We start from the raw sequence: 10002 nt of genomic DNA, 5'->3' as shown, positions 1-10002 counted from the left end.
GTGGCGATGACCAAAAGTGAAGCTGGCGCTGCTTTTGGCAATCCTGCGGTGTACATGGAAAAGTATTTGCAGAACCCGCGTCATGTCGAAAGTCAGATTCTCGCCGACAAGTACAAGAACGCGGTCTATCTTGGTGAGCGCGATTGTTCGATGCAGCGGCGCCACCAAAAAGTCATTGAAGAAGCCCCTGCACCAGGCATTCCCCGCAAGCTGATTGAACGTGTGGGCGAACGCTGTGTGGCAGCTTGTAAAAAGATTGGTTATCGTGGTGCCGGTACCTTTGAGTTTTTGTATGAGGACGGCGAGTTTTACTTCATTGAGATGAATACCCGTGTTCAGGTCGAGCACCCGGTAACCGAGATGACAACCGGCATCGACATCGTCAAAACACAAATCATGGTGGCGGCCGGCGAAAAATTACCGTTCACCCAGCGCCAGATTCAAATTCGGGGGCATGCCATCGAGTGTCGGTTGAATGCTGAGGATGCCTACAAGTGCATTCCGTCGCCCGGGCGTATCACCATGTGGCATCCCCCAGGGGGGCCCGGCGTGCGCGTGGACTCGCATGTCTATACCAATTATTTTGTGCCGCCCAACTACGACTCGATGATTGGCAAAATCATTGTTTATGGTGATACCCGCGAACAGGCCCTGGCACGCATGCGCACGGCGTTGGGTGAAACGGTTGTGGAGGGGATCAACACCAATATTGCATTGCATCGGGAGTTGATGGTCGATGCCAAGTTCATGGAGGGTGGCACCAATATCCATTACCTTGAAGGTTGGCTTGCCAATCACAACCGGTGATGGGTAAGGGCCATGTTTGAGCTGCGCTTGATGTGCCCGGAAGACCGGGTCGAGACCGTGAGCGACGCGCTCGATGCGCTCGATGCCCTGAGTGTCAGCGTGGAAGATGCCGATGCCCAAACGGATGCCGAGCAGGCGCTGTTTGGCGAGCCGGGGATGCCGCCACCCAAAGAGGGCTGGCAGCGCTCCCGGGTGCTGGCTCTGTTTGCAAGCCGTGAACAGGCCCAGGCCACACTTGAATTGCTGCAGTTGCAGGATTTCTTTGAGGGCTGTGCGGTTTTGGGGATTCAGAATGTGCCGGAGCAGGACTGGGTACGCTTGACGCAGTCGCAGTTTGCTCCGGTGGACATCACGCCTGAATTCTGGATCGTTCCCACCTGGCATGAACCGCCCGCTGCCGCGCGCATTGTGATTCGGCTTGATCCGGGCCTGGCCTTTGGTACCGGCACCCATCCCACCACGCGGATGTGTTTGCGCTGGATCGCACGCCATGACGGTGTCGACCGGATGGCACTGACCCGCGTGCTGGACTATGGTTGTGGTTCTGGCATCCTGGCCATTGGCGCCGCCAAATTTGGTGCGACCGACATTGATGCGGTTGATATAGATTTGGCCGCGGTGGAGTCAACGGTGCTGAATGCGCAGGCCAACCATGTCGCTTTGCGCGCTGGTTTGCCGGAAACAACCCGTGGCGTGTATCAGACTGTGCTGGCCAATATCCTGGCGACGCCCTTGAAGGTGCTGGCCCCTCTGCTCTGGTCGCGGGTGGCTGAGGGTGGGGCCCTGGTGTTGGCCGGTATTCTGGAACGCCAGGTCGACGAACTCAAGGTGGCCTATGCGCCCTACTGTGCACTTGACGTTGCTGATGCTGAAGATGGCTGGATCTTGATGACGGCGACAAAATAAGCGTGCTTCATGGACTTGATCGCCTGTTGCCCTGCATGTCGTACGCGGTACAAGCTGGTTCCTGACCAATTGCGTATTTCGGATGGTTGGGTGCGGTGCGGCCAGTGTGATGAAATTTTTGATGCTTCGCAGCAGATGGTCGAAACCGAAACCAGGAGCACGAATCCCTCTTTTCCGGTGCCTGTGGACGACTTCGTTGAAACGACGCAATGGATGCCGGATGAAACGGCGGTCATTGACCTGAAGTTGGCGTCTTCTGATTCAGCCAGCGGCAATCAACACCTTGCATCCGTGCTGGCAGAGGGCGCTCCGGCGCGCCATGAGGGTGTGGGTTTCTCGTCTGAGGCATCGTGGGAATCGGGTGCGCTATTGATCAAGCCATCGAATGAGACAGAATCGGTTGTAGCCGAGACCAAGGCACTACAGCGCGAGCCATTGACTGAACCTGTCTCGTTTCTGCAGGTGCCAGACCGTCCCTCAAGCGTGCAGCCGGGCAATCGGCCCGTATTCTGGTGGGGGCTGGGTGTTCTTCTGGTGCTTGGCCTGATGGTTCAGGGCTTGTACCGCGAACGCGATCAGATGGCAGCTGTGTTTCCTGAACTTAAATCTGCCTTTCAATCCGCCTGCGATGTTCTGGACTGTCGCGTGTCCTCACTTCTGCGCATTGAAGACCTGGTGATTGATTCCGCAACGTTTCAGCAAATGGGTCAAGACAGCTTTGAATTGCATTTCGCCGTCAAAAACAAGGGCCTATTTGCTTTGGCCTTGCCAGCGATCGAATTAACTTTGACAGATATGTCAGACCAGCCTGTGGTGCGAAAAGTTTTTACACCAACCGAACTGGGCGCTACGGTTGAGTCGGTGGCAGCGGCGGGTGAATGGTCTGCCACAGCGTATGTTCGTATCAGGCCTGAGGCCACCGGGGTGCGGCCTCAGGGCTATCGTTTGCTGATTTTTTATCCCTGACAGGAAAGCCCGCTGCACATTCGGCAACGGGCAGACACCGCTGAGCAAATGATGGATCAGGGTTTGGATCCAGACGGAAACGGCCAGGCTGCCTTGGGATTGAGCTTGGTGTGCGCTGCTGGCGCCGCAGGGGCTTTGGCGGCTTTTTTTGCTGGGGCCGCCTTCTTGGCTACCACAGCCTTTTTTGCTACGGGTTTGGCAGCAGCTTTAGCAGCCGGTTTGGCAGTAGCTTTAGCAGCCGGTTTGGCAGTAGCTTTAGCAGCTGGTTTGGCAGTAGCTTTAGCAGCTGGTTTGGCAGTAGCTTTAGCAGCCGGTTTGGCAGCAACTTTTGCTACGGGTTTTGCAGCAGGCTTGGCAGCAGGTTTTTTTGCAGTGGCCATGTCAATCTCCTTGATCAATTTGCAAAGAGCACTTGACGAAAATCATTGCGCGTCAAGTGATCCATGGTGTTGGGCGGGTTCCCAGCACCATGAACGGGGGTCAACAAGACTTTGCCACCATCAGATGGTTCAAAAGCTTGTGAAATGAGGTGGGTCATACGTCCCTGTTATTCCCAGGATAAGGCGCCGCCAGACTGGTATTCAATGACTCGCGTCTCGAAGAAGTTGCGCTCTTTCTTCAGGTCGATCATTTCACTCATCCAGGGGAACGGGTTTTCTTCATTGGGGAAGAGCGCCTCCAGCCCAATTTGGGTGGCACGGCGGTTGGCAATGTAGCGCAGGTAACCCTTGAACATGGAGGCGTTCATGCCCAGCACGCCACGCGGCATGGTGTCTTCGGCGTAGCGGTATTCAAGGTCCACCGCTGTTTCAAACAAGGCTTTGATTTCAGCTTTGAATTCTGCGGTCCAGAGTTGCGGATTTTCCAGTTTGAGCTGGTTGATCAGGTCAATGCCGAAGTTGCAGTGCATCGACTCATCGCGCAGGATGTACTGGTATTGCTCTGCGGCGCCGGTCATCTTGTTTTGCCGACCCAGCGCCAGAATTTGAGTGAACCCGACATAGAAAAACAGGCCTTCCATCAGGCAGGCAAACACGATCAGTGACTTGAGCAGGGTTTGATCGGTCTCAGGTGTGCCGGTCTTGAACTGCGGGTCCATGATGGCCTCAATGAACGGGATCAGAAACTCGTCCTTGTCACGGATGGATTTGATCTCGTTGTAAGCGCTGAAAATTTCGCCTTCGTCCAGCCCCAGCGATTCCACGATGTATTGGTAAGCATGGGTGTGAATCGCTTCCTCAAAAGCCTGGCGCAACAAAAACTGGCGGCACTCGGGTGCGGTGATGTGGCGGTAGGTGCCGAGCACAATGTTGTTGGCTGCCAGTGAATCGGCGGTGACGAAAAAGCCGAGGTTGCGTTTGACGATGCGGCGCTCGTCTTCGGTCAGGCCATTGGGGTCCTTCCATAGCGCGATGTCGCGCGTCATGTTGACCTCTTGCGGCATCCAGTGGTTGGCGCAACTGGACAGGTATTTTTCCCAGGCCCATTTGTACTTGAAGGGCACCAACTGGTTGACATCGGTCTTGCCGTTGATGATACGTTTGTCGGCAGCGTTGACCCGTCGCGCGGTGCCGGCTGCCGGGGCACTTGCAGGCGCCATTGGTCGAGGCAGAGAGGATAAGGCCGTGGGGGTGATTGGCGCTTCTGCGAGCATCGCGGATGGACCGGAAAAATACTCGGCCATCAGCCGGTCTGACCGGCTGGGAGAGGGAGGCAAACTGGCAGTAGGTGTAACTTCTTCGTCCCAGGACAACATAGTGATTTCCAATTTGTGGATTATGAGATCTAGCGTCAAAAATAGAAAGAATTTTGATGGTGCTTGGTGCTCATGCGGTCTGCACTGTGGTGTGCCAGCATCGCATGAAATGCGCGCGTGGCCTGGCTACTGACATGACTCACACGTAGGGTCGTCGACGCCACAAAATTTGACGTCGGTGGCAGGCATCGCAGCCATCTGTTGGCGCGCTGCGGCGGCGGCCGCATCGAGCGCGCTCATGCTGCTTCGCCCGGCCATTTCGCCACCTGAGGACACGGCATTCAAGCGGCCCGCAGTCACGGTCGATTTCTCCACATGGGTGGCCGACTGGGTGCGCAGGTAGTAGGTGGTTTTGAGGCCACGAACCCAGGCCAGCTTGTAGGTGTCATCGAGTTTTTTGCCCGAGGCCCCCGCCATGTAAATGTTGAGCGACTGGGCCTGGTCAATCCATTTCTGGCGACGCGCGGCGGCTTCCACCAGCCAACGGGTCTCCACTTCAAAGGCGGTGGCGTAAAGCGCCTTGATTTCTTCCGGCACACGGTCGATGGGTTGCAGCGAGCCGTCGAAGTGTTTGAGGTCCATCACCATCACATCGTCCCAGAGACCGAGACGTTTGAGGTCGCGCACCAGGTAGCTGTTGATGATGGTGAACTCACCCGACAAATTGGACTTGACCGACAGGTTGCCAAAGCAGGGCTCGATTGATGCATCGACGCCGATGATGTTCGAAATGGTGGCGGTGGGCGCAATGGCCACGCAGTTGGAATTGCGCATGCCGTCCCTGGCAATTTTTTGCCGCAGGGCGTCCCAGTTCAGGGTGCTGGAGCGATCCACTTCGACATAACCACCGCGCTCACGCGCCAGCAGGTCGAGGGTGTCGATCGGCAGGATGCCCTGGTCCCACAGCGACCCCTTGTAGCTGGAGTACTGACCGCGCTCACGCGCCAATTCGGTAGAGGCATGGTAGGCGTAATAACAAATCGCTTCCATGGACTCGTCGGCAAACTGCACCGCTGCTTCACTGGCATACGGAATGTGCAGCTCATACAGGCTGTCCTGGAAGCCCATCAGGCCCAGTCCCACCGGGCGGTGCCGCAGGTTGGAGTCACGCGCTTTTTTGACCGCGTAGTAGTTGATGTCGATCACGTTGTCGAGCATGCGCATGGCGGTGGTGATCGTTTTTTGCAGCTTGTCGTGATCGATTGCGCCGTCCTGCAAATGCTGCAACAAATTGACCGAGCCCAAATTGCAGACTGCGGTTTCCGTGTTGCTGGTATTGAGGGTGATCTCGGTGCACAGGTTACTGGAATGCACCACGCCCACATGTTGTTGCGGTGAGCGGATGTTGCACGCATCCTTGAACGTGATCCAGGGATGGCCGGTCTCGAACAACATGGTCAGCATCTTGCGCCACAGGTCGGACGCCTGCACCGTGCGGCAGGGCTTGATTTCGCCGCGTGCCGCTTTTTCTTCGTAGGCCACGTAAGCCTGTTCGAATGCGATGCCGAACTTGTCGTGCAGGTCGGGCACGTTGTTGGGCGAGAACAGCGTCCACTGGCCTTTTTCCATGACACGGCGCATGAACAGGTCGGGGATCCAGTTGGCGGTGTTCATGTCGTGCGTGCGGCGGCGGTCGTCGCCGGTGTTTTTGCGCAATTCCAGAAACTCTTCGATGTCGAGGTGCCAGGTTTCCAGGTAGGTGCAGACTGCGCCCTTGCGCTTGCCGCCCTGGTTGACGGCCACCGCCGTGTCGTTGACCACTTTCAGGAAGGGCACCACGCCCTGGGATTCGCCGTTGGTGCCCTTGATGTGGCTGCCCAAGGCGCGCACGCGGGTCCAGTCGTTGCCCAGGCCGCCGGCAAATTTGGACAGCAGGGCGTTTTCCTTGATCGACTCGTAGATGCCGTCGAGGTCGTCGGGCACCGTGGTCAGGTAGCAGCTGGAGAGCTGTGAGCGCAGGGTGCCACTGTTGAACAGGGTGGGTGTCGACGACATGAAGTCGAACGAGGACAGCACTTCATAGAACTCGATGGCGCGAGCTTCGCGGTCGATTTCATTGAGCGCCAAGCCCATGGCGACACGCATGAAAAACGCCTGGGGCAGTTCGATGCGCTGTTTGCCAATGTGCAAAAAGTAGCGGTCATACAGGGTTTGCAGGCCCAGGTAATCGAACTGCAGGTCGCGCTCGGCCTTGAGGGCGGCTGCCAGCCGTGGCAGATCAAACTGCTGGAGTTTTTCGTCGAGCAGTTCGTTTTCAACACCGCGTTTGATGAACTGCGGAAAGTAGTCCGCATAGGCTTGTGGCATGTCGGCTTGTGCCACGTCTTCACCCAATATCTCTTTGGTGATGGTGTGAAACAGCAAGCGCGCCGTGGCAAAGGTGTAATCCGGGTCTTTTTCAATCAGGGTGCGGGCGGCCAGCACCGAGGCCTTGTAGACCTCATCCATGGGCACGCCGTCATACAGATTGCGCAGCGTTTCGGCCATGATCGGTTCGGGCCTGACATCGGCGCTCAAGCCGCTGCAGGCGTCGGTGATGATGCCTTGCAAGCGCGCCAGGTCGAGTACCACGCGCTGGCCCTTGTCAACGGCATGCAACTGCAGTGGCGCCGGTGTTTGTTGAACCACTTTCTGGGCGCGTTCCTGCGTGCGTTTCTCACGGTACAGCACATAGGCACGGGCAATCTCATGGTGCCCTTCGCGCATCAGGCCCAGTTCCACCTGATCCTGCACGTCTTCAATGTGAAAGGTGCCGCCGGCCGGTCGCGAACGCACCAGGGCTTTGATCACGACCTTGGTCAGTGTCTCAACGGTTTCGCGCACGCTGGCCGACGCTGCACCCTGTGTGCCATGCACAGCCAGAAAGGCTTTCATCATGGCCACGGCAATCTTGTTGGGCTCGAACGGCACCACGGCCCCGTTGCGCCGGATGATTTGGTATTGGCTCAATGCACCGGCGGGGGGCGCAGACGGCTCGCCCGATGCGGATCTGATTGACATATTGTTGTGCGGTGAACTGGACGTGGGTTGGGCAGTTTGCATGGCATCCTCTCGTGAAACTGGTAGGGAAATAAAAGTGAGGTAGCATTTAAAAATGCTGCTCACATACTGACTAATGGTTTAGCTTACCACTATATCTAGGGTTGTGAATAGGCTGAGACACTACCCATAGTGTTTTTTGAGAATCCGGCTGATTTCCGCCGAGGTGCCGTGATTCTCAGGATTTGATAGCGATTGATGCCCGTCTGAACTTGTGTGCTGCCACTTCTTCAAGGTGTAAACGCATCGAATTAGCGGCTGTCTGCATCAGTTTGATGGCCTGCAGATAGGGGTAAATACCAAGCCTCAAGCCCCAAGTTTCTTTGCAAACGCAACCAGTCAAACCCTGTTCCAGGGTCGGCCTTGCGGCCAGGGGCAATGTGTTCATGGCCAGCCAGATAGGCTATGGGGTAATGCTGCATCAGCGCGGCGCAAACGCTCTGGAGGCATTCATACTGTGCGTCTTCAAACAAGTCGCCCTCCAGCCCTTCGAGTTCAATCCCGATGCTGTCGTCGTTGCAGTTGCTGCGGCCGCGGTAGCTGGAGGCCCCGGCGTGCCAGGCGCGGTCATCACAACTGACCAATTGCCAGAGTTCGCCGTTGCGTCGGATGAAAAAATGCGCTGATACCTGCAGTCCTTTGATTTGACTGAAATAGGGATGCTCCCGCCAGTCGAGCTGGTTGTTGAAGAACTGAAGCACCTCAGGGCCGCCGTATTGACCAGGCGGCAGACTGATGGAATGCAGCACAATCAAATCGATGTGGGCCTGAGCTGGTCGCGGACCAAAGTTGGGCGAGGCCTGATGCGCGGCAAATCGGTACCAGCCTTGAGACCACAGGGCCTCAGCAGCTTGCGTTAATGGCGTCATCGTCGGAATTCTCATCAGGGGTGGCGGTGGCAATCCCTAACCGGGCGATGCGGTAGCGGATCTGTCGCAAACTCAAGCCCAGTCGCGACGCGGCTGCGGTGCGGTTGAAGTTGGTTTCTTGCAGGGTGCGGAGCAAAATGGCGCGCTCATGTGTATCCAGATACGCCTGCAAATCATTGGGAATGTGATCTGCCGATGGGACAGTCGTGACTGCCGTTGCTGCGGGGATGGGCGTGCTTTGGAGTTGGTCAAGGTCGCCCAGGGTCACGCTGCGGTGGAGCAGGTTTTCCAGTTCGCGGACGTTGCCCGGCATGGGCATTTGTGCCAGTTGCGCCAGCATTTCCGTGCTGAGCTGGGGTGTCGGCAAGCCGGCTTCCTGGGCAATGCGTGACAACAGTGCGTGGCACAGGTCGGGCAAGTCCTCCAGACGATCCCGTAGTGGCGTGATTGGCAGTTCGATCACATTAAGACGGTAATACAGATCCTGTCTGAAGCTGCCTTGTTGCACTTCTGTTGCCAAGTCCTTGTGGGTGGCGCTGATGATGCGCACATCTACCAGGTCTTCCTGGGTCGAACCCAGCGGCCGGACCCGCCGCTCCTGAATGACGCGCAACAATTTGGCCTGCATGGCCAAGGGCAGGTCGCCAATTTCATCCAGAAACAAGGTGCCACCCTGGGCAGCCTGGAAAAAACCTTGCCGGTCCTGGGCGGCACCGGTGTAGGCGCCTTTTTTGGCACCAAAAAATTCGGCCTCCAGCAGATTTTCGGGGATGGCACTGCAGTTCACGGCGATCCAGGCACCCTGGGCCCGCTGGCTGTTGCTGTGAATCGCCCAAGCCACCAGTTCTTTGCCCGTGCCTGATTCGCCCGTGACCATGATCGGGGCCATGCTGGGCGCGACTTTAAGGATGCGCTCCTTGATCTGGCGGATTGCCATGGACTGACCCACCAGTCGCGCCAGCGACTGGGCCCCCGGATTGTCTGGCCCGTCGCTACATTCGGGCTGCGCCAGATGTCGCTGCGTGGTTTGCTTCAAGTGAGGGGGCGGTGTGCTGCGTAGCGCTTCAGCAATGACGGAGCGAAATTGTTTCAGATCGACCGGTTTGGTGAGGTAGTCAAAAGCACCGGCTTTCAAGGCCTCGACGGCATTGGCAGGGGAGCCATAGGCCGTGATCACAACAAAGCGTTCGCTGCGGTGTCGGGCCTTGAGCTCGGAGATCAGTGACAAACCCAGGCCATCAGGCAAGCGCATGTCGGTAATGACGGCATCAAAAACCCTGCTTTCCAGGCAGGTGCGTGCCTGCTGCAGGTTTTCTGCGGTATCGACCCGGTAACCTTCACGCAACAAGGTCAGCTCATAAATGGTGCGCAGGTCGGGTTCATCATCGACCACCAGGATGTGTTGGGTGGTTTGTGTCATGGTTTCACTCGTTTGGCTTGGCGGGCGCTGGCTGCATATCGTGTGGCGGCAAGGTTTTGAAGGTGACAAAAAATTCATTGCCCGTGAACATCTGCCCACCCATGGCGCGCGCGCTGCGTTGGTAATTGATCTCAGCACCATGACTGTCACACAGTTCCCGACAAATATAAAGCCCCAGGCCACTGGAACGGCTCTCGGAGGAAAAAAAAGGTTCAAACAAATGTTGCTCCACAGAGGGG

General features: G+C 57.0%; 8 protein-coding genes and 1 pseudogene. 3 read left to right on the top strand and 6 right to left on the bottom strand.

The annotated features are described in order from the left end of the window. The 3 genes and pseudogenes from NDI87_RS13955 to NDI87_RS13945 all read left to right on the top strand — a co-directional run. Nucleotides 1-807 (top strand): annotated as a pseudogene (locus NDI87_RS13955) (acetyl-CoA carboxylase biotin carboxylase subunit); the annotation flags it as partial. 12 nt (nt 808-819) lie between these two features. Then, the gene (gene prmA / locus NDI87_RS13950) at nt 820-1713 is read left to right on the top strand and encodes a 50S ribosomal protein L11 methyltransferase (RefSeq protein WP_296275968.1); all 894 of its coding nucleotides are present in this window, start codon (nt 820-822) and stop codon (nt 1711-1713) included. Between the two features lie 9 nt (nt 1714-1722). After that, on the top strand, nt 1723-2679 hold the full coding sequence (locus NDI87_RS13945) for a zinc-ribbon and DUF3426 domain-containing protein (RefSeq protein ID WP_296275967.1): 957 nt from the start codon (nt 1723-1725) through the stop codon (nt 2677-2679). Between the two features lie 56 nt (nt 2680-2735). Here the strand turns inward: NDI87_RS13945 and NDI87_RS13940 are convergent, their stop codons facing one another. The 6 genes from NDI87_RS13940 to NDI87_RS13915 form a co-directional block, all read right to left on the bottom strand. Next, nucleotides 2736-3059, bottom strand: a complete 324-nt coding sequence (locus tag NDI87_RS13940) for a histone-like protein 2 (RefSeq protein WP_296275966.1) — start codon at nt 3057-3059, stop codon at nt 2736-2738. 167 nt (nt 3060-3226) lie between these two features. Continuing rightward, complete coding sequence (locus NDI87_RS13935; protein WP_296275969.1) at nt 3227-4435, bottom strand: ribonucleotide-diphosphate reductase subunit beta; 1209 nt, start codon at nt 4433-4435, stop codon at nt 3227-3229. 126 nt (nt 4436-4561) lie between these two features. After that, nucleotides 4562-7435 (bottom strand): ribonucleoside-diphosphate reductase subunit alpha, encoded by a 2874-nt coding sequence (locus NDI87_RS13930; RefSeq protein ID WP_296275965.1) that lies wholly within the window; start codon nt 7433-7435, stop codon nt 4562-4564. Nucleotides 7436-7725: 290 nt separating this feature from the next. Beyond that, nucleotides 7726-8343, bottom strand: coding sequence for a 1,6-anhydro-N-acetylmuramyl-L-alanine amidase AmpD (ampD, locus tag NDI87_RS13925; protein WP_296275964.1), 618 nt, complete (start codon nt 8341-8343; stop codon nt 7726-7728). Further along, nucleotides 8318-9763, bottom strand: coding sequence for a sigma-54 dependent transcriptional regulator (locus tag NDI87_RS13920; RefSeq protein ID WP_296275963.1), 1446 nt, complete (start codon nt 9761-9763; stop codon nt 8318-8320). The genes ampD and NDI87_RS13920 overlap by 26 nt, the downstream gene beginning before the upstream one ends. A gap of 4 nt (nt 9764-9767) precedes the next feature. Next, the coding region (locus NDI87_RS13915; RefSeq protein ID WP_296275962.1) for an ATP-binding protein at nt 9768-10002 on the bottom strand (235 nt) is incomplete at its 5' end.

Source organism: Rhodoferax sp. (assembly GCF_023701345.1).
GTDB lineage: Bacteria > Pseudomonadota > Gammaproteobacteria > Burkholderiales > Burkholderiaceae_C > Rhodoferax.
Note: the sequence above shows the minus strand (reverse complement) of the source record. Positions and strands in the feature narration are given on the sequence as shown.

Excerpts from the sequence above, each read along its gene's own strand:
- prmA (WP_296275968.1), top strand. The coding sequence starts at position 820 with ATGTTTGAGCTGCGCTTGATGTGCCCGGAAGACCGGGTCGAGACCGTG.
- NDI87_RS13945 (WP_296275967.1), top strand. The coding sequence starts at position 1,723 with ATGGACTTGATCGCCTGTTGCCCTGCATGTCGTACGCGGTACAAGCTG.
- NDI87_RS13940 (WP_296275966.1), bottom strand. The coding sequence starts at position 3,059 with ATGGCCACTGCAAAAAAACCTGCTGCCAAGCCTGCTGCAAAACCCGTA.
- NDI87_RS13935 (WP_296275969.1), bottom strand. The coding sequence starts at position 4,435 with ATGTTGTCCTGGGACGAAGAAGTTACACCTACTGCCAGTTTGCCTCCC.
- NDI87_RS13930 (WP_296275965.1), bottom strand. The coding sequence starts at position 7,435 with ATGTCAATCAGATCCGCATCGGGCGAGCCGTCTGCGCCCCCCGCCGGT.
- ampD (WP_296275964.1), bottom strand. The coding sequence starts at position 8,343 with ATGACGCCATTAACGCAAGCTGCTGAGGCCCTGTGGTCTCAAGGCTGG.
- NDI87_RS13920 (WP_296275963.1), bottom strand. The coding sequence starts at position 9,763 with ATGACACAAACCACCCAACACATCCTGGTGGTCGATGATGAACCCGAC.